This window comes from Martelella endophytica (genome assembly GCF_000960975.1).
Taxonomy (GTDB): Bacteria; Pseudomonadota; Alphaproteobacteria; order Rhizobiales; family Rhizobiaceae; genus Martelella; species Martelella endophytica.
Genome location: NZ_CP010803.1, coordinates 2,732,673 through 2,756,912, shown reverse-complemented (window position 1 = coordinate 2,756,912; position 24,240 = coordinate 2,732,673). Strand labels below are relative to the sequence as shown.

Annotated in this window: 22 protein-coding genes and 1 riboswitch; of the genes, 11 read left to right on the top strand and 11 right to left on the bottom strand. The window is 62.1% G+C overall.

Translation table 11 applies throughout. The annotated features are described in order from the left end of the window. Window positions 1-3: 3 nt before the first annotated feature. Both TM49_RS12530 and TM49_RS12525 read right to left on the bottom strand, forming a co-directional pair. Complete coding sequence (locus TM49_RS12530; RefSeq protein WP_045681687.1) at window positions 4-780, bottom strand: HpcH/HpaI aldolase family protein; 777 nt, start codon at window positions 778-780, stop codon at window positions 4-6. Between the two features lie 21 nt (window positions 781-801). Then, window positions 802-1,890, bottom strand: coding sequence for a 2'-deoxycytidine 5'-triphosphate deaminase (locus tag TM49_RS12525; protein ID WP_045681685.1), 1,089 nt, complete (start codon window positions 1,888-1,890; stop codon window positions 802-804). 70 nt (window positions 1,891-1,960) lie between these two features. Continuing rightward, a riboswitch (SAM riboswitch) is annotated at window positions 1,961-2,038 on the top strand. 32 nt (window positions 2,039-2,070) lie between these two features. On the opposite strand from TM49_RS12525, the gene TM49_RS12520 reads away from it, so the two are divergent. Then, window positions 2,071-3,255: an O-succinylhomoserine sulfhydrylase gene (locus tag TM49_RS12520; protein ID WP_045681684.1), complete on the top strand. Its 1,185-nt coding sequence runs from the start codon at window positions 2,071-2,073 to the stop codon at window positions 3,253-3,255. Between the two features lie 39 nt (window positions 3,256-3,294). After that, window positions 3,295-3,687 (top strand): Co2+/Mg2+ efflux protein ApaG, encoded by a 393-nt coding sequence (apaG, locus tag TM49_RS12515; RefSeq protein WP_045681681.1) that lies wholly within the window; start codon window positions 3,295-3,297, stop codon window positions 3,685-3,687. A gap of 35 nt (window positions 3,688-3,722) precedes the next feature. On the opposite strand, the gene TM49_RS12510 is transcribed toward apaG, so the two are convergent. Both TM49_RS12510 and TM49_RS12505 read right to left on the bottom strand, forming a co-directional pair. Further along, window positions 3,723-5,330 (bottom strand): APC family permease, encoded by a 1,608-nt coding sequence (locus tag TM49_RS12510; protein WP_082074727.1) that lies wholly within the window; start codon window positions 5,328-5,330, stop codon window positions 3,723-3,725. 173 nt (window positions 5,331-5,503) lie between these two features. Then, entirely contained in the window at window positions 5,504-7,120 is a 1,617-nt protein-coding gene (locus TM49_RS12505) for an FMN-binding glutamate synthase family protein (RefSeq protein WP_045681677.1), read from the bottom strand. A gap of 208 nt (window positions 7,121-7,328) precedes the next feature. Here TM49_RS12505 and TM49_RS12500 point away from each other — a divergent pair, with 208 nt between their 5' ends. Continuing rightward, window positions 7,329-8,222: an NAD(P)-dependent oxidoreductase gene (locus TM49_RS12500; protein WP_045681675.1), complete on the top strand. Its 894-nt coding sequence runs from the start codon at window positions 7,329-7,331 to the stop codon at window positions 8,220-8,222. Here the strand turns inward: TM49_RS12500 and TM49_RS12495 are convergent. Further along, window positions 8,213-9,250 carry a LacI family DNA-binding transcriptional regulator gene (locus TM49_RS12495; protein WP_045681673.1) on the bottom strand — a complete coding sequence of 346 codons (1,038 nt, stop codon included), beginning with the start codon at window positions 9,248-9,250 and terminating at the stop codon, window positions 8,213-8,215. The two genes, TM49_RS12500 and TM49_RS12495, sit on opposite strands and share 10 nt — an antisense overlap. Before the next feature lie 193 nt (window positions 9,251-9,443). Between TM49_RS12495 and TM49_RS12490 the strand changes: the two genes are divergently transcribed. From TM49_RS12490 to yicI, 5 genes are all read left to right on the top strand, one after another. After that, window positions 9,444-10,664, top strand: a complete 1,221-nt coding sequence (locus TM49_RS12490) for an ABC transporter substrate-binding protein (protein ID WP_045681671.1) — start codon at window positions 9,444-9,446, stop codon at window positions 10,662-10,664. A gap of 107 nt (window positions 10,665-10,771) precedes the next feature. Further along, the gene (locus tag TM49_RS12485; RefSeq protein ID WP_045681669.1) at window positions 10,772-11,674 is read left to right on the top strand and encodes a carbohydrate ABC transporter permease; all 903 of its coding nucleotides are present in this window, start codon (window positions 10,772-10,774) and stop codon (window positions 11,672-11,674) included. Beyond that, window positions 11,671-12,501: a carbohydrate ABC transporter permease gene (locus TM49_RS12480; RefSeq protein ID WP_045681667.1), complete on the top strand. Its 831-nt coding sequence runs from the start codon at window positions 11,671-11,673 to the stop codon at window positions 12,499-12,501. Before TM49_RS12485 ends, TM49_RS12480 begins: the two co-directional genes overlap by 4 nt. Further along, window positions 12,498-13,565 carry an ABC transporter ATP-binding protein gene (locus TM49_RS12475; protein ID WP_045681666.1) on the top strand — a complete coding sequence of 356 codons (1,068 nt, stop codon included), beginning with the start codon at window positions 12,498-12,500 and terminating at the stop codon, window positions 13,563-13,565. The genes TM49_RS12480 and TM49_RS12475 overlap by 4 nt, the downstream gene beginning before the upstream one ends. Window positions 13,566-13,636: 71 nt before the next feature. Then, window positions 13,637-15,952 carry an alpha-xylosidase gene (yicI, locus tag TM49_RS12470; RefSeq protein ID WP_045681664.1) on the top strand — a complete coding sequence of 772 codons (2,316 nt, stop codon included), beginning with the start codon at window positions 13,637-13,639 and terminating at the stop codon, window positions 15,950-15,952. A 45-nt stretch (window positions 15,953-15,997) separates the two neighbouring features. Here yicI and TM49_RS12465 read toward each other — a convergent pair whose 3' ends face one another. Both TM49_RS12465 and TM49_RS12460 read right to left on the bottom strand, forming a co-directional pair. Beyond that, on the bottom strand, window positions 15,998-17,053 hold the full coding sequence (locus TM49_RS12465; protein ID WP_201777060.1) for an alanine racemase: 1,056 nt from the start codon (window positions 17,051-17,053) through the stop codon (window positions 15,998-16,000). A gap of 55 nt (window positions 17,054-17,108) precedes the next feature. Continuing rightward, a complete protein-coding gene (locus TM49_RS12460) occupies window positions 17,109-17,903 on the bottom strand; it encodes an SDR family oxidoreductase (protein WP_045681660.1) in 795 nt (264 codons plus the stop codon). A 128-nt stretch (window positions 17,904-18,031) separates the two neighbouring features. Between TM49_RS12460 and TM49_RS12455 the strand changes: the two genes are divergently transcribed. Further along, window positions 18,032-18,418, top strand: a complete 387-nt coding sequence (locus TM49_RS12455; protein WP_045681659.1) for a RidA family protein — start codon at window positions 18,032-18,034, stop codon at window positions 18,416-18,418. An 18-nt stretch (window positions 18,419-18,436) separates the two neighbouring features. Further along, window positions 18,437-19,195: a copper homeostasis protein CutC gene (locus tag TM49_RS12450; RefSeq protein WP_045681657.1), complete on the top strand. Its 759-nt coding sequence runs from the start codon at window positions 18,437-18,439 to the stop codon at window positions 19,193-19,195. 3 nt (window positions 19,196-19,198) lie between these two features. Here TM49_RS12450 and TM49_RS12445 read toward each other — a convergent pair whose 3' ends face one another. Continuing rightward, window positions 19,199-20,137, bottom strand: a complete 939-nt coding sequence (locus tag TM49_RS12445; protein WP_045681656.1) for an AEC family transporter — start codon at window positions 20,135-20,137, stop codon at window positions 19,199-19,201. A gap of 100 nt (window positions 20,138-20,237) precedes the next feature. Between TM49_RS12445 and TM49_RS12440 the strand changes: the two genes are divergently transcribed. After that, window positions 20,238-21,128 (top strand): LysR family transcriptional regulator, encoded by an 891-nt coding sequence (locus TM49_RS12440; protein WP_045681654.1) that lies wholly within the window; start codon window positions 20,238-20,240, stop codon window positions 21,126-21,128. Window positions 21,129-21,423: 295 nt separating this feature from the next. Here the strand turns inward: TM49_RS12440 and TM49_RS12435 are convergent, their stop codons facing one another. Genes TM49_RS12435 through TM49_RS12425 form a run of 3 tightly spaced genes read right to left on the bottom strand, consistent with a single transcriptional unit; the run spans window position 21,424 to window position 24,236 of the window. Next, window positions 21,424-22,542 (bottom strand): saccharopine dehydrogenase NADP-binding domain-containing protein, encoded by a 1,119-nt coding sequence (locus tag TM49_RS12435; protein WP_045681652.1) that lies wholly within the window; start codon window positions 22,540-22,542, stop codon window positions 21,424-21,426. Between the two features lie 3 nt (window positions 22,543-22,545). Beyond that, window positions 22,546-23,436, bottom strand: a complete 891-nt coding sequence (locus tag TM49_RS12430; RefSeq protein ID WP_045685193.1) for a creatininase family protein — start codon at window positions 23,434-23,436, stop codon at window positions 22,546-22,548. Further along, window positions 23,433-24,236 carry an AroM family protein gene (locus TM49_RS12425; RefSeq protein ID WP_045681650.1) on the bottom strand — a complete coding sequence of 268 codons (804 nt, stop codon included), beginning with the start codon at window positions 24,234-24,236 and terminating at the stop codon, window positions 23,433-23,435. Before TM49_RS12425 ends, TM49_RS12430 begins: the two co-directional genes overlap by 4 nt. Window positions 24,237-24,240 lie beyond the last annotated feature (4 nt).

Here is a 24,240-nt window from a genome sequence, read left to right as displayed (position 1 = left end):
CGTCTATGAAGGGCTGGCGACCGCGGCAAGGGCGGCCTTCGCATTGGCTGCGAAAAGCCCCATGTCCGTGCCGACGCCGACGAAGCGATACCCCCATTCGGCATAGGTCCGCGCCGTTTCCGCGTTCATGGCCAAAATGCCCGGAGCCTTGCCGACGGCGAGAATGCGGGCAAGCGCATCCTTCAGCACCGCCACCACGTCCGGATGACCGGGATTGCCGAGGTGGCCGAGAGAGGCGGCGAGATCGGCAGGGCCGATAAACACGCCATCGACGCCATCGACCGCGGCGATCGCATCGAGTTCTGCGACCGCCTCGCGGGTCTCGACCTGCACAAGAAGGCAGATCTCGTCGTTGGCGGTGGTGAAATAGTCCGGAGCGAAACCGTAGCGACTGGCGCGCGTGCCGCCGGAAACACCGCGGCGACCGAGCGGCGGATAACGCGTCGAGATCACGGCCTGGCGCGCCTCGTCGGCGGTCTCGACGAAGGGCACGACTAGCGTCTGCGCCCCGATGTCGAGCATCCGCTTGATCAGCACACGATCGTTCCAGGCAGGCCGGGCGAGAATGGCGGAAGCGCCGGCGGCAGCGGCCTGCAGCAGCGGCTGAACGCCGCCGATATCGATCGGGGAATGCTCGGTGTCGAACAGCAACCAGTCGAAGCCGACGAGCGAGGCCGCCTCCGCCATCACCGGGCTCGTCGACATCAGCCACAGCCCATAAACCGTCTCGCCGGCCAGCAGCCGGCGCTTGAAGGCGTTTCTCGGTGCGCTCACCGTCATCTCTTCCTCCCTGGAAATAGTTCAGCCGGCGCGAAAATGCTTCGAAAGCTTGAGGCCCTGCGCCTGGTAGTTGGAATTGAGGCCGGCGCCATAGAGCCGCGCCGGTGGCGTCAGCATCCGCTCATAGACCAGCCGGCCGACAATCTGGCCATGTTCGAGAATGAACGGCACCTCGTGGCTTCTGACCTCCAGCACAGCGCGCGAGCCCTTGCCCCCTGCCCCGGCATGGCCGAAACCCGGATCGAAGAAGCCGGCATAATGCACCCGGAACTCGCCGACCAGCGGATCGAACGGCGTCATCTCCGCGGCATAGAGCGGCGGCACGTGCACGGCCTCCCGCGAGACGAGGATGTAGAACTCGTCCGGATCGAGGATCAGTTCGCCCTTGCCGCGTCCCTCGATCGGCTCCCAGAAATCGAGGACGTCGTAGCCCGCCTTGCGATCGACATCGATGACACCGGTGTGATGCTTACCGCGATAGCCGACCAGCCCTTCGCCCGCGAGATCGATCGACAGCGCGATGCCGCCGCCTGAAACATTCGGCATGTCACTTGCGACCAGCGTTTCTGCATGATGCAGCGCCATCAGTTCATCCTCGGCAAGCACGGCATGGCCGACGCGGAAGCGAATCTGCGACAGGCGCGAGCCCTTGCGTACGATTACCGGAAAGGTGCGCGGCGAGATCTCGAGGTAGAGCGGACCGTTGTAACCCGCTGGAATGATGTCAAATTCCTGCGCATGATCGGCGAGAACGCGGGTGAAGATATCGAGCCTTCCGGTCGAGCTCTTCGGATTGGTGGAGGCCGACATGGCGGGATCGAGCGACAGGCCTTCCATCAGTTCGACAAGATAGACGCAGCCCGTTTCCAACACTGCCCCTTCGGTAAGGTCGATTTCGTGCAGGCTGAGGCGGGAGAGCTTGTCGGCGACGCGGTGTCCCGGCCCCGGCAGGAAGCTTGCCCGCACGCGATAGGCTTTTGCGCCCAGACGAAGATCGAGGCTGGCCGGCTGGATCTGGTCATCATCGAGCGCCGCCTCCGCGGTGAGACGGCCCGTTTCGAAGAGACCGGCAATGGCGTTATCCGCGAGAATTCCGGGGGTGTGCGACATGTTTTTGCTCCTGTGGCGCGACAAAACCAAGCTTTCGGAATTGACGCAAGCGCCCTGAAGGACTATGCGACACTTATCCTGTGGTGATTTGGCCGGTCGGCTTGCAGCCACGTTAAACAACTTGCTAAAAGACCGGGTAACCGGTCCCTCGCGACCGGTTTTTTTGTTTGGAGAAAGACAATGAAGAAGTCCTGGCGTCCTCAAACCAAGCTCGTGCATGGCGGCAGCCTGCGTTCGCAGTTCGGCGAAATGTCGGAAGGCATCTTCATGACCCAAGGGTTCCTCTACGAGAATTCCGCCGCGGCCGAGGCCCGCTTCAAGGGCGAGGAAGAAGGCTTCATCTACGCCCGCTACGGCAGCCCGACCAATGACATGTTCGAAAAGCGCATGTGCGCGCTCGAAGGCGCGGAAGAAGCCCGCGCCACCGCATCCGGCATGGCCGCCGTTTCCGCCGCCATTCTCTGCCAGCTGCGCGCCGGCGATCACATCGTGGCGGCGCGTGCGCTGTTCGGCTCGTGCCGCTGGGTGGTCGAAACGCTGGCACCGAAATACGGCATTGAGTGCACACTGGTCGATGGCCGCGACCTTGCCAATTTCGAAGCTGCCATCCGTCCGAACACCAAGCTGTTCTTCCTCGAGAGCCCCACCAACCCGACGCTGGAAGTCGTTGATATTGCAGGCGTTGCCAAGCTCGCCCATCAGGCCGGCGCCCGCCTCGTCGTCGACAACGTATTCGCTACCGCGCTCTACCAGAAGCCGCTCGAACTCGGCGCAGACGTGGTGATCTATTCGGCGACCAAGCATATCGACGGTCAGGGCCGCTGCCTTGGCGGCGTCGTGCTGTCATCGAAGGAGTGGATCGAGGAAGAGTTGCAGGACTATTTCCGCCACACAGGACCGGCGCTGTCGCCGTTCAATGCCTGGCTTCTGATGAAGGGGCTCGAGACCTTCCCGCTTCGCGTCCGCCAGCAGACTGAAAGCGCCGGCAAGATCGCCGATTTCCTGGCCGACCAGAAGCAGGTTGCGCGCGTCGTCTATCCCGGCCGCGCCGACCATCCGCAGGCGGATATCATCGCCAAGCAGATGACCGCCGGCTCCTCCCTGATCGCCTTTGAACTGAAGGGTGGCAAGGAAGCGGCCTTTGCCTTCCAGGATGCGCTCGACATCGTCTCGATTTCCAACAATCTCGGTGATTCCAAGAGCCTGATCACGCATCCGGCCACCACCACCCACAAGAACCTCTCCGACGAGGCCCGTGCCGAGCTCGGCATCTCGGGCGGCACGATCCGCTTCTCCGCCGGCATCGAGGATACCGACGACCTGCTGGAGGATTTCGCCCAGGCGCTTGCAAAATTGCCGACTTGAGCGAAAGATGGCGTGAAATCGTGGGCCTTGGGGGAGGCCATGGAAACGGCAGTCACGCATGGCATCGAAGTTCGGGCAGAGGCGTTCTTCCTTGAAGAGCGTTCGAACCCGGACGAGGATGAGTTCGTCTGGTCCTACCATATCGAGATCATCAATCACGGGTCGCATCCGGTGCGGCTCGTTTCTCGTCACTGGACGATCACCAACGCCGACGGCGCCTCCGAAATCGTTGAGGGCAGCGGCGTAGTCGGAAAACAACCGCTGCTCGAAAGCGGCGGCCAATTCGAATACAGCTCCGCTGCGCCGCTCGATACTCCGTCAGGCATCATGGTCGGCCACTACATGATCGAACGCGGCGCGGAGGAATTGCTGCAGGTCACCATTCCGCCAATGTCGCTCGATTCCCCTTACGAAGACCGGGCTTACCACTGATAGAAAAAGGCGCCTCGGAGGGCGCCTCTGTGGTGCTATTCGCGCGACATCAGGTCCTCTTCATCGGCGTGACCATATTCCTTGCGTTCGAACACGCGCTGCTCGTGGCGGAACCGGTCGAACACTTCCTGCGACACCCGGCCGCGCACGGCAAAGCCGAACATGGCAAGGCCGAACAGGGCAACAAGGAGCGAGTCCACCGGATGCGGTATGAGGCCGAGCCCGCCGCCGAAGCCGCCGAAATAGGAAGCGATCGTAAGCCCCGCCATGTAGACGAGGAACCAGATGGCGCTCTTCGGCTCGAGGTCCTCGCGGCCGATGATCGCAAACCGCGCGAAGAACAGCACGGCACCGACAGCGAGCAGCGTCAGCAGCACCCAGATCGTGCTCCAACCCGACCAGTAGATCATCAGCGTCGCAATCGCGAAGGCAACAGCGCCGACGGCGCCGGCAGCCGGCACCACGAACGGGCGCCGGGCATTCGGTGCCAGATAGCGGAACGCCACCATAGAGACCGGGCCGGCGATGAAGGAGAGCACCACGGCGGCGCTGTTGAGCGCCAGGATCTGCTGGAACGGCAGGATGATCAGCATAAAGAGCGCCACGACATAGTTCAGCACCAGCGCCCATAGCGGAACGCCAAAGCTGTTCAGCGTCGCGAAGATCCGCGGGAACACGCCATTGTTCGACATGGCAAGCGCCAGACGGGCGTTGGACGAGACCGAGACGAGGCCGGAACCGGCCGGAGAGACCACCGCAGCGACATTCAGCAGGCTGAGCAGCCAGAGCACGCCGAGCGAGGTGGCAAGGGCGCCAAGCGGACCGAGCTCATGGCTTGCCTCGACGGTCTGCCAGCCGCTGGCAAGCGAGGCCGGATCGATGGCGCCAACGAATGCGATCTGCAGCCCGCCATAGATCGCAAGGCAGATCAGCACCGAGAAGATCAGCGCGAGCGGAATGACCCTTTGCGCATTGTGCACTTCGCCCGCAAGGTCGATGGCATGGCGGAAGCCGATGAACGCGAACACGACGCCACCGGTCGAGACCGCGGCGAAGATGCCTTGCACCCCAAACGGAGCGAAGCCGCCGGCCGAGGTGAAATTGGAGGATTCGAAGCGGGAGGCGACGATGACCACGATGAAGATCACCGGAACAACCAGCTTGAACCAGGTCATGGTGGTGTTGACCCGCGCGAACCAGGCGACGCCAAACACGTTGATAACGGTGAGGACGGCGAGGAAAACGGCTGCGGCGAGATAACCAGAGAAGGTCAGGCCGCCGGCACTGTTGGTCAACCATGGCAGGTAGGAAGCCGCATAGCCGAGCGAGGCCTTCACCTCGATCGGCGCGGTCGTGCAATAACCGACCCAGGCGCTCCAGCCCATCGCCAGCGCCAGGAGCCGGCCATGGGAGAACTGCGGTATGCGGGCGATACCGCCGGCAATCGGAAACAGAGTGGAATTTTCGGCATAGGTAAGTGCGATAAGCAGCATCGCCACCGCACCAATCAGCCAGGAAATGATCGAAGCCGGACCGGCCAGTTGCGCGGTGTCGAGCGGGGCAAACAGCCACCCCGAACCGAGCACGCCGCCAACGGCCACAAAAGTCAGTCCAACCAACCCAATATCGCGTCGCATTGCCATTGTATTACCCCCAAGGTTCAACGCGCCAAAAGGATTGCAGTCGACCACCCCTGCTGGTTCACTACAATGAATTGCATTTCTGCAATTTAGAGTATTTGAACGCTGTGGTTCGGCTGTCAATCTCCTCCCACATGAAATCATGCGGGAGGGCATCGGTTGGGGATAGGCAAGCCTCAGCTTGCGCGCGCGCGCAGCTTCACGAGGTCTTCGACAGGCCTGAAACTGTCGGAACTTGCCGCCCGCCACCAGTCTGCAAACATCGTCGAATCGGGCTCATCGAGCAGAATACCCTCGGGCAGAAAGGTGTGCAGCTTGTCGAGCGGAATGGCATCGTGCGAGCCGATCCGGTGCATGATGTGGTGCGGCTGCAGGTCGCTCGGATGCTTGAAACCGCAGGCCGCGACGATATCGGCCAGCGCTTCCAGCGTCTTCTTGTGGAAGCGGGCGGCATGCAGGCCCTGCTCTTCCGGCACCAGCGCCCGTTGGCGCCACTTGTCCTGGGTGGTGACGCCGGTGGGACAGGTGCCGGTATGGCAGCGCTGCGCCTGAATGCAGCCCACCGACATCATGAAGGCGCGGGCGGCATTGCACCAGTCGGCGCCGAGCGCCAGGTTGTGGGCGATGCCCATGCCCGAAAAAACCTTGCCGCTGGCGGCAAGCCGCACATGCTTCTTGACGCCGGCGCCGACAAGGGCGTTGCGCATCAGCACGAGACCATCCCAGAGCGGCATGCCGACCCAGTCGGCGAGTTCGAGCGGTGCGGCACCCGTGCCGCCTTCCGCGCCGTCAATGACGATGAAATCGGGATAGATGCCGGTCGTCAGCATCGCTTTCACCAGCGCAAAGGGCTCATGCGGCTGGCCGACACAGAACTTGATGCCGACCGGCTTTCCGCCGGAAAGATCGCGCATCTGCGCCGCAAATTCCAGCATCTGCGCGGGCGTCGAGAACGACGAATGGCCGCGCGGCGACAGACAGTTCTCGTAGACGCGCACGCCGCGCACCTCGGCGATCTCCGGGGTCACCTTGGGGCCGGGCAGCATGCCGCCATGGCCGGGCTTGGCGCCCTGGCTCACCTTGATCTCCGTCATCTTGACCGCATCATTGGCGGTCTTGTCGCGAAACATCTCAGGATCGAAGTGGCCATCCTTGTCGCGGGCGCCGAAATAGCCGGAGCCGAGCTCCCAGACCACATCGCCACCGTTTTCGAGGTGATAGCGGCTGAGACCGCCCTCGCCCGTGTCCTGATAGAAACCACCTTCGCGTGCGCCGATATTCATCGCCCTGACGGCATTGGCGGAAAGCGCCCCGAAGCTCATGGCCGAGATGTTCAGGATCGAGGCGGAGTAAGGCTTCGAACATTGTTCGTTGCCGACCGTCACCCGCGGCGACAGGTCGGGTTCGGCCTCCGGCGCCATGCTGTGACAGATCCAGTGATGCGGGTCCTCGTAGAGTTCGAGCTCCGTGCCGAAGGGAATGGTATCGGACAGGCCATGCGCACGGGCCCTGATCAGCTGACGCGCGGCATAGGAATAGGGCGTGCCGTGGGTGTCGTCCTCCACCGCGTAGGCGCGGATGAACGGCCTCAACGCCAGTGCCATCCAGCGGATACGACCGGCGACCGGGAAATTGCGGGTGATCGTCCAGGATGACTGGAACCAGTCATAGACGGCGATCGCCAGCGTCGGCACGGTGATCAGCAGCGGCCAGAACCACCCCGCTGCGATGGCGATGACGGTGACGATAGCGGCGACGATCGGAATGATGCACCGCATGAGAGCATCCCACATGAAACCTCCCTGTGCCGCCCGGAACGCGGCGAGACGTGTTTTTCTCAACTTGGCCGGCCGCGTGCACGCTGTACACCAACCAGAACGGGAAATAGCCTGCATTCATGACGAATGCCATCAATTTCGATGATCTCGCTATCACAAGCCTAGACTGTTTTCATCCTCCACCTCGGCCTAAACTGTCACAAAGCTTCGGAGGATTGCGACAATGACACCCATCGGCTTCATCGGCATCGGCACCATGGGGGAGCCGATGGCCAGAAATCTGCTTCGCGCGGGAACACCGCTGACGGTCTGGAACCGCTCGCGTCAGCGCGCCGCTGCGCTGGAGCAGGAAGGCGCGCTCATTGCCGAAAACCCGTCAGACCTGTTTGCGGCCTGCCGGACGGTTATCCTGATGCTTGCGGACGAACCGGCCGTGGACGCGGTGCTCGGCCGCGGCACACCCGCTTTCGAAAGTCTGGTCGCGGATCATGTGATTGTCAGCATGGGGACCTTCACGCCCGGCTATTCGAAGGCGCTCGATGCCGACATCCGGGCCGCCGGCGGGGACTATGTCGAAGCGCCGGTTTCCGGTTCGCGCAAGCCGGCCGAGACCGGCACGCTGGTCGGCATGCTCGCCGGCAGACCGGAGACCGTGGCCGCTGTCGCGCCGCTGCTGTCGCCGATGCTCGGCAGCCATTTCGAATGCGGGCCGGTGCCTGCGGCGCTGACGATGAAGCTTGCCGTCAACGTGTTCCTGATCACCATGGTGACCGGCCTTGCCGAGGGCGCCCACTTTGCCGCACGTCAGGGCCTGGATCTCGCCCAATACGCCGCCATCCTCGCCGCAGGGCCGATGGCAAGCGACGTCTCGCGCATCAAGGCGGAGAAGCTGAAGGCCGGAGATTTCGGGCGACAGGCCGGCATATCGGATGTGCTGAAGAACAGCAGGCTTGTCGTCGATGCCGCGCACGCGGCCGGTATCGCTGCGCCACTGATGGAGGCGAGTCTGGCCCTTTATGCCGAGACCGAGGCGCTGGGGCTAGGCAGTGACGACATGATCGCCGTGGTGAAGGCGTTCGAGAGAAGAACGGACGGCGCCCGGCCCGATCAGGCCTGAAGCGGCGGGTCGCTCTCGCCCTCCACCAGGTCGAACGGCCAGATCTGCTGGCGTGGCACATCTGCATATTGTTCCGCAAACGCCGGCAGGGTCGATAGCAGCATCTCCCCGAGGGAGCACCCGAGCGCCGCTGCGTCGATACGAAAACATGTGAGGCGCGGCGACAGGAAACGACCGACGGGGCTTTCGCGCTCCGCGATAATGGCGAGGTCTTTTCCTGGCGTCAGCCCCGCCTCGCCCAACCGGCGATAAAGCCCGATCGACATCATCTCCGCGTTGAGCACGATCGCGCTTGGCCTGTGCTTGCTTTCAAGGATACGGCTGCCGATCTCGTAGCCGCCCGCCTCCTGACCGTCGCTCTGAAAAACCAGATCCGGGTCGAAAGTCAGCCCGCAGCTATCAAGTCCCCTGCGATAACCTTTCAGGAAAAGCGCACCAAGATTGGCATCCGGACGCGGTCCGGCAAGCGCAATCTGGCGATGGCCGCGCTCGAACAACCGCGTGACTGCGCGTTCTGCGATACCCTCGAAATCGAGGTCGGCCCAGCGGTTCTCCGGCCTGCTGGTCTCGGAGCGTCCAAGGGCCACGAACGGCATGCCCGATTTCGTCAGAAAGGGAAACCGCGGATCGTAAACGCGGGTCGAGGTGATGATGAGTGCGTCGACAATCCGGCGAGCGACCATCCGCCGCAGGAACTCGTCCTGCTTCTCGCCACGAGGACGCAGGAGAAGCACGAGATCGAGACCATGACGGGAAAGCGCCTGCTGAAGACCATCGATAACACGCGGGAAGAAATTTTCGCTGCCAGCACCGATAGAGGCGTCCTGGCTGAGGATAAGACCAACGGTTCCGGTCACGCCCTGCCGCAGGCTGCGGCCGGCCTGATTCGGCACGTAGCCGAGCTTTTCCGCCGCCTCAAGAACGCGTTTGCGCGTCTCGGCGTTGACATCGGCTTTGCCGTTCAAAGCCCGTGAGACAGTGCCTGTGGAGATCGACAGATGGTCAGCAAGCTGCCTGATGCCCTTCATTATTCTTCCCCTGCTTTACGTACCTCTATTGACAGTTTCCCGAAGAGAGGTCTATCGTCGTAAACGTTTACGGCGCCTGTTTGAAGCGTTTTCCGCCGGAAACATTCGGCCTTGGCCGAACGCTGCGGGAGAAGCGAAATGGCGCAAATCAAAACCGCCCCTCTGACTTGGAGGGGATATCGGGAGGTCCTTTATGAAATATCTTAGTGCGCTTGTCTGCGCATCCGCTATCGCCACCATCACGCTGTCGGCCCCCGCCTTTGCAGCCCCTGTGACCATCAACCTTTGGGCTGTTGACCGCCCGGACCAGCCGGCGCCGCAGCTCGTTGACGATTTTAACGCCAGCCAGGACGAAATTCACGTCGAATACCGCCAGATCCAGTTTGCCGATCTGATGAGCGACGTCATGCGCGCCTATGCTGTCGGCAAGGCACCTGACATCTACGCCGTCGACGTGCCGTTCAATGCGATGCTCGCCTCCAAGGGCGCCCTCCTCGACCTGACGGATATGGCAGAAACCTCCGACGTCATCCATGTCGACGACTATTATGCCGGTCCGATCGCTTCGGCCACCTGGGATGGCGAACTCTACGGCATTCCGAAAGCCACCAACACGATCGCGCTTTTCTACAACGAAGACATGTTCAAGGCTGCCGGCATCGATACCCCGCCTGCAACATGGGACGAACTGCTTGAAGACGCCCGCAAGCTGAATGATCCGTCGAAGGAAGTCTACGGCCTCGCCTTCTCCGCACAGGCCAGCGAACAGGGCACGTTCCAGTTCCTCCCCTGGGTGCAGATGGCCGGCGGCAGCTGGGACAAGGTTAACGGCCCGGGCGGCGTTGAAGCGTTGACGTTCTGGAAGCAGATCCTCGATGAAGGTCTCGCCTCCCCGGATACCATTTCGCGCAGCCAGTGGAACTCGATGTCGACCTTCATCACCGGCAACGCCGCCATGGCAATTTCCGGACCGTGGGAGCTCGACCGCCTGTCCAAGGAAGCCGACTTCAACTGGAAGCTTGCCCTTCTGCCAGTCGAGAAAGAAGGCGGCCCGCGTTCTTCGGCCATCGGTGACTACAACTGGGTTGTCTTCAAGTCGACCAAGCACCCGGAAGAAGCCTTCAAGGTTCTCGAATACATGGCCTCGCAGGACAAGGACATGTATCAGCGCTTCGGCCAGCTTCCGGCTGAAAAGGACATCGAGATTCCGTCGACCGGCGATGCCGAGATGGATCAGGCTCTGAAGGTGTTCCAGGAACAGCTCCAGTACGCCCAGCCGCGTGGACCGTCGGCAGAATGGCCGAAGGTTTCCAAGGCCATCCAGAACGCCCTCCAGGCTGCTCTGACCGGCGACGCGACGCCACAGGAAGCCCTCGATCAGGCGCAGTCGCAGATCGACAAGCTCGTCAATTGATCTAAACGCGTAACCGCAGACGAGCTGATACCCCTACCCCGTTTCACCGACGGGGTAGGGGCTCCGGCGAAGCCTTGCAACAAAAGGCAGCGGTTGAGGAGTTTACTATGCGAAACCGGCTATCGACTCTCTGGGACGGGCGCGGCTTCGACATCATCCTGATCGGCGTCCCCCTCGCCTTTCTGATCTTGATATCGGGCGCAGCCATTCTCTACAACGTGATCATGAGTTTCCAGGAGGTTGACATGTTCAGCCTCGGCTCGATCATCCGCCCCTTCGCCGGCCTGGAAAATTACAAGCGGATCCTTTCGGACCCACAGACCTGGCCCATTTTCGGCAACACGCTGATCTTTGTTCTCGGCTCCATCATCGGACAATTCGTGCTCGGTTTTGGACTGGCGCTCTTCTTCCAGCAGAAGTTTCCCGGATCGACCTATATCCGTGGTCTCTTCCTTGTTTCCTGGGTCATGCCCGGCCTCGTCGCCGGCGCAATCTGGAACTGGCTGCTGTCGGGTGACTTCGGCGTCATCAACTACATTCTCATCCAGCTTGGCGTGATCGACACACAGATCTTCTGGCGCTCGAACCCCGATTTCGCGCTGTGGAGTGTCATCATCGCCAATATCTGGCTCGGCACCTCGTTCAACATGATCCTGCTTTCGGTCGGCCTGTCCGCCATTCCGCAGGACCTCTATGAGGCTGCTGCACTTGATGGCGCCGGACCGTTGCGCCGTTTCTTCACCATCACACTGCCGATGATGCGCGCGACGATCGGTGCCCTGCTTTCGCTCGGTCTCATCTTCACGCTGCAGCAGTTCGACCTGTTTGCCTCGATCACCAATGGTGGTCCGAACAACGCATCGAACGTCGCCCAGTACTGGGCATGGCAATTGTCCTTCAACGAGTTCGACTTCGCCGGTGGCGCCACCGTTTCCGTGCTGATGATCGTCATCGTTGTCGTAGCGGCCGCATTCTATGTCCGCTCGACCCGCGGGGAGGTACGGGGATGACCAACCAATCCATTCGCAACACCATCCTGATTGCCTGCGCCCTCGCGCTCGCCGTCATCTATCTGTTCCCGCTCTACTGGATGTATGTCACCGCGATCAAAACCTCGTCCGAGGCTTTCGCATCGCCACCGATCTTCATCCCGACCCATGCGCAGTGGCAGAACTTCGTCGATGTCTGGCAGTCGCGCGGCATGGGCAGCTACCTGTGGAACTCATTGTACATCGCGACGCTCTCGGTGATCGTCATCGCGGCTCTCGGCTCGGGCTGCGCCTATGTTCTGGCCCGCTATCGCAGCGTCTGGATCGATGTCGGCCTGTTTCTGATCCTCATGCTGCAGGTTCTGCCGTCATCGCTGATGGTGACGCCGATCTTCGTCGGCTTCTCCCAGCTTGGCATTCTCGACTATCCGCGCCTTGCCACGGTGCTCGCCATCTCGGCAAAGAGCATGCCGTTCTTCGTCGTGCTGGTCCGCGCCACCTTCATGAGCGTTCCGATGGAGCTGGAAGAAGCGGCCCTTGTCGACGGGAATTCCCGTATGGGAGCGTTCTTCCATATCGTTCTGCCTTTGGCGCGCAACGGCATCCTCGTCAGCGCGATCCTCATCTACATGCAGGCCTTCGGTGAGTTCGTCTATTCCAAGACGTTCATCTCCGACGCTATGTACCAGCCTGCCAGCGTCGGACTTAACACCTTCATGGGACCGAACACGGTCGAGTGGGACAAGATCATGGCGTATTCGTCGATCTACGTGACCCCCATTCTCGCCGTCTTTGTTCTTCTGCAGCGCAAGATCGTCTCCGGCCTGACCTCGGGAGCTTTGAAATGACAGCCCAGATCGAATTCAACGCGGTTGAGAAGTATTACGGCCGCTACCACGCCCTGAAGAACATCAATCTCAGCATCGAGAAGGGTTCCTTCGTCGCTCTCGTCGGCCCATCGGGCTGCGGTAAGTCCACGCTTCTGCGCACGCTTGCCGGCCTCGAGAAGATCTCCAGCGGCGAGGTCAATATCGCTGGCCAGCGCATGAACGATGCGCCGCCGAGGAAGCGCGACATCGCCATGGTGTTCCAGTCCTATGCGCTCTATCCGCATATGACAGTCGAGGAAAACCTCACCTACTCGCTGCGCACCCACGGCATGAAGAAGAAGGACGCCCAGGCAAAGGCCCGCGAAGTGGCCGAAACCACCGGGCTCTCCCAGCTTCTTGCGCGCTATCCCCGCGAACTTTCCGGCGGTCAGCGTCAGCGTGTGGCGATGAGCCGTGCCATCATCCGCGATCCGAAGGCGTTTCTGTTCGACGAGCCGCTGTCGAACCTCGATGCGGCATTGCGTGTCCATATGCGCAAGGAAATCCGCACGCTGCACGACCGGCTGAACGCGACCTCTGTCTATGTCACCCATGACCAGATCGAGGCGATGACAATGGCCGACCGTGTCGTTCTGATGCGCGCCGGCATCATCGAGCAGGAAGGCGCTCCGCTTGAGCTCTACGACCGTCCGGTCAATCGCTTTGTGGCTGGGTTTATCGGTTCGCCTGCAATGAACTTCATTCCCGCTGTCGTCGGCGAAGACGGTCATTCTCTGAAGCTCGAGATCGCCGACGGCAAGACGATCCCGTATGAAGGAAAGCTTGAACCCGGCAAGCCGGTGGAAGTTGGCATGCGGCCGGAACATCTGACGCTGGTTTCCGATGCCGAGGCACAGTTCCACCTGCCACTCAGGATTTCCGAGGAGACCGGGGCAACGACCTACCTGTTTACGGACAGCGAGCCGGAGGTTGCCGTCGTCATCAATGACCGCGCGACGATCGCAAACGGCACGCTGATGCCGCTCAGGATCGATCCCGCCCGGCTCCACATCTTCGACCGCGAAACCGGCGCACGGCTCTGACAGCCGCGGCGCGGCGCCCTGGCAAAGCTCCTCGGCGCCGCACCTGCTCAGCCATTCAAAGGACAATCGACATGAAATTCTCCGACGGCAACTGGCACGTCCCCGAATATCTCGACCTGCTGAACCCGGTAGAGGTCTATCAGGCCCGCACCGAAGGCAACAGCATCGTCATCACCGCTCCGACCTGGCCACTCGCCGGTCGCGGCAACCAGATCAACGCCCGCCTTCTGACCATCCGCCTGTTCTCGCCGATGGAAGGTGTCATCGGCGTGCGCAGCGAGCATTTTCGCGGCGGACTGGACAAGGGCCCGCATTTCGAGCTCTACCCGGATGAAGCCTTCACGCCGGAAATTTCCATCGGCGATGACTATGCCACGCTGACGAGTGGCAACATCACCGTCCGGGTCGCGATGAAGGACCGCTGGAAGCTCGAATTCCTGCGCGACGGCAAGGTCATCTCCGGATCGGACTTCAAGGCCGGCGGTCATGCCACCGACAAGTCCAACGGCAAGCAGACCCATATGTTCGAGCGCCTGAATCTCGGCGTCGGCACCAAGGTCTACGGTCTCGGCGAACGCTTCACCGATTTCGTCAAGAACGGCCAGCCGGTCGAGATGTGGAACCGCGACGGCGGTGCCAACACCGAACAGGCCTACAAGAACATCCCCTTCTTCCTGACCAATCGCGGCTGGGGCGTCTTCGTCAACGATCCAGGCCGTGTCGAATTCGAGATCGGCTCGGAAAAGGTTTCCAAGGCGCAGTTCTCTGTTCCGGGAGAAGCGCTCGAATATTACTTCATCGACGGTCCCGAGCCCAAGGGTGTGCTCGACCGCTACACAGCGCTCACCGGCCGCCCTGCCCTGCCGGCACGCTGGTCGTTCGGCCTCTGGCTCACCACCTCGTTCACCACCCAGTATGACGAAGCCACCGTCACCAGCTTCCTCGACGGCATGGCCGAGCGCGACATTCCGCTGCACGTCTTCCACTTCGACTGCTTCTGGATGCGCGGCCTGCACTGGTGCGATTTCGAATGGGACCCGGAAACCTTCCCCGATCCGGAAGCCATGCTTGCCCGCTACAAGGATCGCGGCCTGAAGATCTGCGTCTGGATCAACCCCTATATTGCCCAGGAATCGAAGCTCTTCGAAGAAGGCAAGGAACACGGTTACCTGATCAAGCGCCAGGACGGCTCCGTCTGGCAGTGGGACATGTGGCAGCCGGGCCAGGCCGTCGTCGATTTCACCAATCCGGATGCCTGCGACTGGTATGCCGGTTACCTGAAGGATCTGGTCGCCCAGGGCGTCGATTGCTTCAAGACCGACTTCGGCGAGCGCATTCCGGTGGATGTCGCGTATCACGATGGCACCGACCCGGAAACGATGCATAACTACTACACCTTCCTATACAACAAGGTCGTCTACGAGGCGCTGCAGGAGAGCAAGGGCAAGGACGAGGCTGTGCTTTTCGCCCGCTCCGCCACCACCGGCGGCCAGCAGTTCCCGGTTCACTGGGGCGGCGACTGCTACTCGGATTATGATTCCATGGCCGAGACGCTGCGCGGCGGCCTGTCGCTTGGTCTGTCCGGCTTCGGCTTCTGGAGCCACGACATTGGTGGCTTCGAGGCAACGGCTTCTGCCGACGTCTACAAGCGCTGGTGCGCCTTCGGCCTCTTGTCCAGCCATTCGCGTCTGCACGGTTCGAAATCCTACCGCGTGCCGTGGCTTTATGACGACGAAGCCGTCGATGTGCTGCGCCAGTTCACCAAGCTGAAGATGAAGCTGATGCCGACGCTCTACAGCGCCGCTGTGGAAGCTTCGAAGACAGGCCTGCCGATGATGCGCCCGATGCTGCTGGAGTTCCCCGAGGACCGCGCCTGCGATCCGCTCGACCGCCAGTACATGCTCGGCGACAAGCTGCTCGTCGCGCCCGTGCTCGATGCGTCGGGTGACGTGGAGTTCTACCTGCCGAAGGGCCGCTGGACGCATATCCTCTCCGGCGAAGAGGTCGAGGGCGGTTGCTGGCGGAACGAGAACCACGGCTTCATGAGCCTGCCCTTCTACGTCCGTCCAAACAGCCTGATCGCCTGGGGCGCCGTCGACGACAAGCCGGACTACGACTACGCCGATGGCACGCTCTTCGCGCTCTACGCTCTGGAGGATGGCAAGACGGCGTCCGCCACGATCTTCGCTGACAAGGGCGAAAAGGCGCAGGAGATCTCGGTCGCCCGCAGCGGCAAGACGCTGTCGGTGTCGGTCTCCGACAGCGCCCGCCCCTGGCGTCTGCGCCTGCAGAACGTGCCGAAGGCGACTGCCGACGGCCTCAGCATCTCGGAGACCGCCGAGGGCATCGTGCTCGAAGGTTCGGGCAACGCCGAAATCACACTCTGAGGTGAAAACCTCTCCAATCTCCCCCTCGGGGGAGATTGGCATGGACTACCGCGTCAGCCCGCGCGCATCGACGGGCCATTCCTCGACATCATCGCCATCGACCACGAACACCCAATCGTGCAGATTGACGACCGGGCAGACGTGGTTGGGCACGATCCGCACGCGTTCGCCGATCTCCGGTTTCTTCGCGCAAGCCGATAGATCGACCATGCCGTGCTCCTCCGTCAACCGTTCGACGATCGCGTCCGGATACGCCCGGATGAGACCATGGCCGGGGCCGCCGGCTCCGGCGGGATCGCTGGTCAGCGATTTCGATCCGGCGTCGATGATCGCGCGATCCGGCGTCGGCCGACTGATGACGGTGGCAAGGATATCGAGCGCGCAATCGGCAAGCCTGGCATGGCCCGCGCCCATCATCATGCGATCGTTGTAGATATAGGTTCCGACCCGAACCTCATCGATGACGCCGAGCTCGTGCAGGTGAAACGCGGCCGGCGTGCCGCCGCCGGAGACCATCGGGATCGGTAGCCCGGCCGCCGCGAAAGCCGGCCTGGCCACGTTGACGAAGGTAACGGTGTTCTCGTTTGCGGGATAGGTCATCAGTCCGGCAAAGGTCACGCCGGGGGTTACGGCCGCCTTTTCGGCAAGCGCCAGCGCCGCCTCGACCGATGTGACGCCGGTGCGTCCAAGGCCGCTGTCGAATTCGATCAGCACCGCGATCCCCCTCCCCGCCTCCGCCGCAGCGGCGGCGACGGTTTCCAGCGCTACATCGCTGTCGATGGCGACCGTCATCCTTGCCCGGCCGGCAAGTGCTGCGAGCCGCCGCGCCTTGATCGGTCCGATCAACGGGTAGGAAATCAGGATATCCTCGATGCCGGCATCGGCCATCACCTCGGCCTCGCCGAGCTTCTGGCAGGTGATGCCAGTGGCGCCAAGCGCGAGCTGGCGCTTCGCCATGGCAATGCTCTTGTGGGTCTTGATATGCGGTCGGAGCCTGAGGCCGTGGGCATCGCAGTAATCCTGCATGCGTTTCAGGTTCGCCTCTGCGACCGCCCGATCGATCACCGGCACCGGTGTATCGAGGTCTTCGATTTTCACTATGTTTCCCTCTGGATTATCTTTGTTTTCACTGGCCGGTGTCCGCTTCTGTCGGCGGCTATTCGCCTTCCAGCGTCAATTCGCGGGCCATGGCGAGATTGCCGGCCATCAGCCCGCCATCGACCGGCAGCATCGCACCGGAGATGAAGCCGGCATCGTCGGAGGCCAGAAAGGTGATGGCCTTGGCGACATCAACGGGCTTCGCCACCCGGCCAAGCGGATACCACTTGATCAGGTCGTCCATCACATCGGGCTTGCGGGCGAGGCGCTCGTCCCAGGCCGGCGTCTGCACCGTGCCGGGGCAGACGATATTGGCGCGGATGTTGTGGCGGCCGTATTCGGTCGCCATGGTGCGCGCGAGGCTGATGAGGCCAGCCTTGGCGGCACTGTAGGCTGGCTGGCCGAGCGTCGAAAGCCCGTTGACCGAGCCGACCAGCACGATCGCGCCTTGGCGCTTCGCCTTCATGCCGTCGATAACCACCCTGACCGTGTTGAAAGATCCGGCGAGATTGCCGCCGGCATCTTCGAAAAAGCGTTCGGGCGAGGTTTTGTCGAGCGTCGGATCGCCACCGCCTGTAAAAGCGTTGGAAGCGAGGATATCGACCGGGCCGAGTTCGGCGACCGCCTTGTCTACCGCTGCCTTCAGGCCAGCGAAATCGGTGATGCTGGCGGCGGCGCCGGCAACCGCAAAACCGGCGGCGCGGTAACGCTCGACGGCAGCCTCGACCGCATCCTCGCGTATATCCGAGATGATGACGGATGCCCCCTCCGCCAGGAAATCCTCGACCACCGCCGTGCCGATGCCGCCAACTGCGCCGGTGACCAGTGCCGTTCGCCCTTCAAGTCTTTTCATGCCGCGTTCCCGCTTCCAGGTTGCACCTCGTTTCATATCATCGGTATAGACTGACAAAGCCGGCTGCAATATGCCACGCCGATGCAACTGCGCCGCAATCATGTCCGGGAACGAAAGAAAGAGAAAACATGTCAGAACTTCAGCATTTCCACTTCGACAGCAGCGCCCCGGGTGCCGCTCCGCTTTCGCCCGCCGTGCGCGCCGGGGATTTCGTCTATGTCTCCGGCCAGGTGCCGACCATGGACGACGGCTCGATCGCGCCGCACGATATCGAGGCGCAGACGACGCAGGTGATGAAGAACATCGAAAAGGCATTGAAACTTGCCGGCTGCGAGATGGCAGATATCTGCAAGACGACGGCCTGGATCCACGATGCCCGCGATTTCGGCCGGTTCAACAAGGCCTATGCCGCCTTTTTCACACCGGGCAAGTTTCCCGCCCGCACCACCAGCGAAGCGCGGCTGATGATCAACATCCTCGTCGAGATCGAAGCGATCGCCTACAAGCCTCTTTGAACGGACAGGACCGACAGCATGAGCAATAAGCCGACAGTCGAAATCTGCGTCGAGGGTTTCGAGGAGGCACTTCTGGCGGAAGCAGCCGGCGCCGACCGCGTCGAACTCTGCGCCAGCCTTCTGGAGGGCGGCATCACGCCGAGCCTCGGCCAGATCATGCTGGCGAAGACAAGGGCATCGATCCCGGTCTTCGTCATCGTGCGCCCGCGCGGCGGCGATTTTCTCTATTCGCAGGCCGAATTCGAGGCGATCCTCACCGATATCGAGGTCTGCAAGTCAGGTGGCGCCGATGGCGTCGTGATCGGCTTCCTGACGGCAGATGGCCGGGTCGATGTCGAGCGCACGCGCGCCGCTGTCGAGGCCGCCCGCCCGATGGCCGTCACCTTCCACCGCGCCTTCGACATGACGCGGGATCCGGACGAAGCGATCGACGACCTGATCGCCTGCGGCGTCGACCGCGTGCTTTCCTCGGGCCAGCGGCCCAAGGCACATGAGGGCCTCGATACATTGCGGATAATGATTGCCCGCGCGGCAGGACGGATGACCATCCTGGTCTGCGGCGATCCGGAGCCGAAAAGCCTGTTTGCCGAAGGCGCACCGATGGACGGCGTCGAGTTTCACTTCGGTGCCACCGCCTATGCGGAAAGTCCTATGCGCTACCGCAATCCGAACGTCACCATGGGCAAGTCGGATGACAATCGCGAATATCTGAAGCGCGCCCTCGATACGGAAGCCATTACCCGCAGGGTGACGGCGCTGAAGCGAGCCTTCGGATAAGGGTTACGGCCAGACGGCCAGCAGTGCCGTCAGCGTGACCAGCGACAGAATGGTCGAGATCAGCACCACACGGCCGGTCAGCAGTGCCTCGCGCTGGTAGAACTCGGCCAGCATGAACGAGCCCGTGCCCGTCGGCAGGGCCGCGATGAGAACGGCCGTGCGCGCCGCCTCATCGGGAAGACCGAGCAGCGGTACGGCGACGATCCACGTCAGCAGCGGCTGACCGATGAGCTTCAGCGCGATCAGCAGGAACTGCACCTTTACACCCGCTCTCGGCTTGCGCGCCCCGTTCTGGGCCAGGAATAGGCCGAGTGCGATCAGTGCGCAGGGTGTCGCCGCTCCGCCAAGGAGCTTCAGAAATTCGTCCAGCGGCCCAGGCATCGGGATGCCGGAGACCAGAAAGAAGGCACCGAGGACCGGTGCGACTAGCAACGGGTTCTTCGCCACGGAGATCAGCGTCTTTCCGACGATGGCGCCGCGGCTTGCTTCCGACTGCAGCGCCACCTCGATGATGATGATGGCAATGCCGAACAGGATGCAGACTGTGATGATCGAGGCGACCAGTGTCGCCGCCATGCCCGACGGTCCGACAACGGCAAGCACCAGCGGGAAACCGATGAAGCCGGTATTGGCATAGCCCGCGTTCAGCCCGTCGATTGCCGCATCGGCGAGATGGCTGCCATGCCGAAGACGCAGCCAGACCGTACCGGCGAAGATGACGCCGCAGCCGACGCTGAAGGCGAGGATAAAACCGGGCTGCCAGACCTCCGCAGGATCGGCGTTTGCCATGATGTCAAACAGCAGCGCCGGCAGAGCGAGCTTGACGACGAGGCGATTGACCTCGCGCGTGGCATTCGGGCCGAGCGTATCGGTTTTCCGGGCGATGTAGCCTGTCAGGATCAAAGCGAAGATCGGCAGGACGATCATCAGGTTGGTGAGCATGGGAGGAACTTTCAGGCGCGACGTGAGGCTTTTCTCTAGCGGCTAACATCGATACATTCCAATGCATATTGTGTTAGCGATTGATGCGGAGACGGTATCGATGGACATGAGACAGGTGCGCTGTTTTCTCGCGCTCGCAGAAACGCTGCATTTCGGCCATGCGGCGCGCCGGATGAACATGACCCAGCCGCCCTTCAGCCGGCAGATCGCCAATCTGGAAACCGATCTCGGCGTCATTCTGGTCGAGCGTTCGTCAAGGCGTGTCGAACTGACAGCAGCCGGCCGGCAGTTTCGTGAAGACGCCCAGCAGGCGCTTTCCGCCTTCGAAGCCGCCGGTCGCGAGGCCCGTCTTGTCGCGGAGGGCCGTAGCGGTGCGCTGAAGCTCGGCTTCATGATGCTCGCCGCGCATCGGCTGATCCCCCGGCTGGTGCGCCGCTACACCGAGATCCGTCCCGATGTGCGACTTTCACTGTCGGAGGCCACGCCGGGCGAGATCGAAGCGCAACTGCTGGCTGGCCGCATCAATGCTGCGCTGACATTCGCCGGGCCCAAAATGCCACAGATCGACAGCGTTCCGGTTTTCACCGACAGGCTCTGCCTCGCCTTGCCCCACGATCATCCTTTGACACGTCTCAGCGAGGTCACCGCGACCGATCTCAGCGGCGAAGCGATCATCGTTGCGCCGGCGGATGTCGCCGCGGTGCTCAGAACCGCCATTTTCGACTTTCTCACAAGCGGCGGTGTCGTACCAAAGGTCGGTTTCGAGCCGCGCCTGCAAAACACCATCATCCGCCTTGTCGCAGAGGGACTTGGCGTCGGGCTGGTGCCCGCCTCGATCTGTGTGGGCGAGACTGCAATCGTCACCCGTCCGTTGAACCGCGCGGCAAACCTGCCTGTCGAGTTGCAATTTGTTCGCGGCACGGAAAACCCGGCGCTTGCCGCCCTGTTCGACATTCTTAGGACTGAGGAATTCCGGAACGGATGGATCTGAAAAATGACGAAAGCCCCGTCCGAAACAATAGGACGGGGGCTCAGTTTGTTGACAAAGCTCGCCCCACCCTCCTTCGTCACCCTCGGGCTTGACCCGAGGGTCTAGGCACTTATCAACGCGACAAGCGTAGCGGACGAAAAAGTGAATTTAAATCAATCTATTACAGGCCACCAACGCTGCTCTTGCTGGGCGGTGATTGGATCCTCGGGTCAAGCCCGAGGATGACGCCCGTAAAAGGGAGAGGTTTGTCAGCAGTCTGAGACCCCGTCCGAAGCAATCGGATTGGGGCTTTCGATCAGCCGCCAGCGGCGATCCGCTTGCTCAGCGCACCACGCAGAGCAAGGCCCGCCTCAGCGATATCGCCGGGCGCAAGACGCTTGATGTCGACGCCGAAGAGCGAGCGGACCATGTCGGCGCACTGATCGGTCGCGATCACCGTGCCGTCTCCCTCGATCACCTCGATACCGCCAGCCTTCTGGCCGGAGAGCATGAACTCATAGCCCTTCGCCTCATCGAAGCCTGGGACCGGCAGGATTTCGACATGGTCGGCCCAGACCCGGATCGGCCAGCCACCCGGACGACCGGCAGGGCCAGCGCCGTGCTGGAAGCTGCCATCGTTGCGCAGCGCAGCGAGCACTGTCTTGACGCCGGAAGCTGCCGTGCGGCTTTCCTGCGGCACGCCACGAATGCGCGCCGCACTTTCACCCATCAGCTTGTCGGCATCGATCTCGGCGGTGACATCACGGCCTTCGACGATGACGGTTGCGTGCCACGGTGCCTTGCCGGCATCCCCGGAGCGCTGGAACCATTCAGCAACGGAATGGTGAGCAACGATCAGCGGCGTGACGGACAGAGCCGAAACCTCGAATTTCTCGGCAACGATCGCCTGCAGCTCGCAAGCAACATTGTCGACGTTCCCGATGCCGGTGAGCGGCGCAGGTCCGGTTTTCGACAGGACCTGATTGGTGAAATCCGGGAAAGGCGCGGTGATGAAACTGGTCGCAAGGCCAGCCGCCTTGATGCCGGCCTGAACCGAAAGGCCGAGTGTCAGGTGAGCGGCGAGAAAGCCGCCCATGCCGCCTTCACGCACAGCCTGGAAGTTTTCCGGCGTCAGACCGCGCGCCATTTCCGGCACCGTCAGAAGCGTGGCCGTGTGGAAGATCGCGCGCGGCGCCAGGCGACCGATCGTGTCGGCGGTCGCCTTCGGATCGGAGAGATCGAGGCCGATGCCTTCGATGCGGACGTGCTTGCCTTCCTGCAGCGCGCCAAGCGTCGCGCGCCAGGCAATGCCCTTGGCGCGGTCGGCATCGCGGTCGACAACGGCAATCGTGTTTACCTCGGCGCGACGTGCCAGATATTCGACGGCATAGCCGCCGACAGCGCCGGCGCCGGTGACGAGAAGATCGATGGACATGCGTTACTTTCCTTCCTTGGCCGTCGGCTGGGCAATGCCGGGACGCGATGCATCGCGGGCAACGCCGAGACGCAAAGGCGCGCGGGCAAAACCTTCCAGGAAGCGCGCCAACGCATCGATCGTCACTTCGAGAATGGCATCGCCGTTTTCAGGCGTGGCCGCTGCCGGATCGCCGTAGTAGCCGCAGTCATCCGCATGGAAGATTGCAGCCCATCCGGCGCCGGCTTCCGTGACCGGGTCGTTCGGATAGCCGGGAGCGACCCATGGCTGGATCAGACGCGGTTCGAGGCCTGCCTTGCGCTCGCTGATCAGCGCAGCACTTTCGCCACCGCTGACGGCCAGCATCAGCGCGGTTTCCTGCTCGCAAGCATGACCGGCGCGCGCCAGACCGCCCTTCAGCATCGGGACATAGTCCTTCTCGCTCGGCATGAAATAGTCGACCATGCCGACAGCATAGCCATCGGTGATCAGCTGACCTGTGAGCGAGCGCAACGGCGCCGAGTTGCCGCCATGGCCATTGACGAAAACGGCACGGGTAAAGCCGCTGTCGATCACAGAGCGGGCGATATCGCCGACCATGGCGATATAGGTTTCAAGCCTCAGGCTGATCGTGCCCGGCCAGCTCAGGTGATGCGGGGTGAAGCCGAAGGGGACCGAAGGCGCCACCACAACCGGGGTATTGCCGGCAATCCGGGTCGCCGTCAGTTCAGCAACGGCGGTGGAAAGCAGCATGTCGGTTTCCACCGGCAGGTGGTCACCATGCTGCTCGATCGAGCCGGTCGGGATCAGCACCAGAGCATTGGCGTCCCGTGCAGCCGTCAAATCGGCACGCGTCATCTCCGCCCAGATCAGCGTCCGGGGGGCGAAATGGCGTTCTGTCTTGTCGTTGCTCATGCCTTGTTCCATCCTTCCGGCATGTATGCCAGGTCGTTCATTGCAGGGCCGACGAGGTTGCGCAGATGCAGCACGGTTGCGCGATGCGGCAGGATCAGCGGCGCGCCGATGGCGCGCTCAAGTGCCGGGATTTCATCAGCAGCATCATAAGGAGCAAGGCCGACGCCATAGCCGAAGAAGAAGGCGAATTCGACATTGGCCTCGCCAAGCTTCCTGGCGGCATCATGCCAGCTTCCGGTGATCGGAGAGACTTCGAGTTCGATATTCTTGTAGAAGGCGCGCGACTTCCAGTCGGCGACATCGTGGTCGGCATGCTCGGCATCGACGATCACGCCAATCTTCGGCTTGCGGCGGGTGCCATGGGCAATGTTTTCGGCAATCGAGAACATGATCTCGCGGGGATGGATCAGCAGCGTTCCGGCGGAAATCTGGCCTTTCGGAAATTCGGCGGCGCAGGCGAGCAGCACCATGTCGACGCCGTCTTCTTCTTCCAGCCTGTCGATCGTCTTCTGCACCAACTTGGTGGCAAAGCCGAGTTCGAAGAAACGATGCTCCCAGCCATCGCCCATATGGTTGCCGACGGCACCCGGAACATGGACATGCGCACCGAGGTTCGGCGTCGTCTTGTCGACCTGATGCGGCAGAAGCTCCTCAAGGGTGAGGTCTTCATAGATATGACGGACGGTGATCTTCACGTCGGCGCCAAGCGCTTCGAGGAACATCTTGTGATAATGCAGATATTCGTCGCGCGGGCCGTGGCCGGTGGTGACAACACCGATATGGGTGGTCTTGTTTGCCATTTTC

Bases quoted from the DNA above. Each gene is read 5' to 3' on its own strand.
- TM49_RS12530 (WP_045681687.1), bottom strand. From the start codon at position 780: ATGACGGTGAGCGCACCGAGAAACGCCTTCAAGCGCCGGCTGCTGGCC.
- TM49_RS12525 (WP_045681685.1), bottom strand. From the start codon at position 1,890: ATGTCGCACACCCCCGGAATTCTCGCGGATAACGCCATTGCCGGTCTC.
- TM49_RS12520 (WP_045681684.1), top strand. From the start codon at position 2,071: ATGAAGAAGTCCTGGCGTCCTCAAACCAAGCTCGTGCATGGCGGCAGC.
- apaG (WP_045681681.1), top strand. From the start codon at position 3,295: ATGGAAACGGCAGTCACGCATGGCATCGAAGTTCGGGCAGAGGCGTTC.
- TM49_RS12510 (WP_082074727.1), bottom strand. From the start codon at position 5,330: ATGGCAATGCGACGCGATATTGGGTTGGTTGGACTGACTTTTGTGGCC.
- TM49_RS12505 (WP_045681677.1), bottom strand. From the start codon at position 7,120: ATGTGGGATGCTCTCATGCGGTGCATCATTCCGATCGTCGCCGCTATC.
- TM49_RS12500 (WP_045681675.1), top strand. From the start codon at position 7,329: ATGACACCCATCGGCTTCATCGGCATCGGCACCATGGGGGAGCCGATG.
- TM49_RS12495 (WP_045681673.1), bottom strand. From the start codon at position 9,250: ATGAAGGGCATCAGGCAGCTTGCTGACCATCTGTCGATCTCCACAGGC.
- TM49_RS12490 (WP_045681671.1), top strand. From the start codon at position 9,444: ATGAAATATCTTAGTGCGCTTGTCTGCGCATCCGCTATCGCCACCATC.
- TM49_RS12485 (WP_045681669.1), top strand. From the start codon at position 10,772: ATGCGAAACCGGCTATCGACTCTCTGGGACGGGCGCGGCTTCGACATC.
- TM49_RS12480 (WP_045681667.1), top strand. From the start codon at position 11,671: ATGACCAACCAATCCATTCGCAACACCATCCTGATTGCCTGCGCCCTC.
- TM49_RS12475 (WP_045681666.1), top strand. From the start codon at position 12,498: ATGACAGCCCAGATCGAATTCAACGCGGTTGAGAAGTATTACGGCCGC.
- yicI (WP_045681664.1), top strand. From the start codon at position 13,637: ATGAAATTCTCCGACGGCAACTGGCACGTCCCCGAATATCTCGACCTG.
- TM49_RS12460 (WP_045681660.1), bottom strand. From the start codon at position 17,903: ATGAAAAGACTTGAAGGGCGAACGGCACTGGTCACCGGCGCAGTTGGC.
- TM49_RS12455 (WP_045681659.1), top strand. From the start codon at position 18,032: ATGTCAGAACTTCAGCATTTCCACTTCGACAGCAGCGCCCCGGGTGCC.
- TM49_RS12450 (WP_045681657.1), top strand. From the start codon at position 18,437: ATGAGCAATAAGCCGACAGTCGAAATCTGCGTCGAGGGTTTCGAGGAG.
- TM49_RS12445 (WP_045681656.1), bottom strand. From the start codon at position 20,137: ATGCTCACCAACCTGATGATCGTCCTGCCGATCTTCGCTTTGATCCTG.
- TM49_RS12440 (WP_045681654.1), top strand. From the start codon at position 20,238: ATGGACATGAGACAGGTGCGCTGTTTTCTCGCGCTCGCAGAAACGCTG.
- TM49_RS12435 (WP_045681652.1), bottom strand. From the start codon at position 22,542: ATGTCCATCGATCTTCTCGTCACCGGCGCCGGCGCTGTCGGCGGCTAT.
- TM49_RS12430 (WP_045685193.1), bottom strand. From the start codon at position 23,436: ATGAGCAACGACAAGACAGAACGCCATTTCGCCCCCCGGACGCTGATC.
- TM49_RS12425 (WP_045681650.1), bottom strand. From the start codon at position 24,236: ATGGCAAACAAGACCACCCATATCGGTGTTGTCACCACCGGCCACGGC.